General features: G+C 58.1%; 1 protein-coding gene. It reads left to right on the top strand.

Features of this window, described 5'->3' with window-relative positions; all coding sequences use genetic code 11:
• Positions 1–370 (top strand): transposase (locus SB822_RS55390; RefSeq protein ID WP_410858882.1); only part of this gene is annotated, 370 nt, incomplete at both ends.

Genomic DNA, 370 nt, shown 5'->3' with positions numbered 1-370 from the left:
CGTGACCAGTGCTGACGGGCACGCTGAACGCGAGGCGGCCAAGATCATGATCAACGATGCAAGGCAAGTGGCAGAAGACCCCGACGTGGAAATCACGCTGGGTGCGGACAAGGGTTACGACGCACAGGAATTTATCGAGGCCTGCCGGGCGATGAAGGTTACACCGCACGTTGCACAAAACACTTCGGGCCGGCGTTCAGCGGTGCCCGATACGATTGCCTCAAGCGTGGGCTACGCCATTTCGCAGCAAAAACGCAAGTTGATCGAACAAGGTTTCGGATGGGCCAAGACCATGGGACGCATGCGCCAGGTCATGGTGCGTGGCTTGAAGAAGGTGGACCAGATGTTCGTGTTGAACATGGCGGCCTAC

Source organism: Paraburkholderia sp. SIMBA_054 (assembly GCF_046534875.1).
Taxonomy (GTDB): Bacteria; Pseudomonadota; Gammaproteobacteria; order Burkholderiales; family Burkholderiaceae; genus Paraburkholderia; species Paraburkholderia hospita.
The sequence above is the reverse complement of the archived record's forward strand: the minus strand, read 5'-3'. Positions and strand labels throughout refer to the sequence as shown.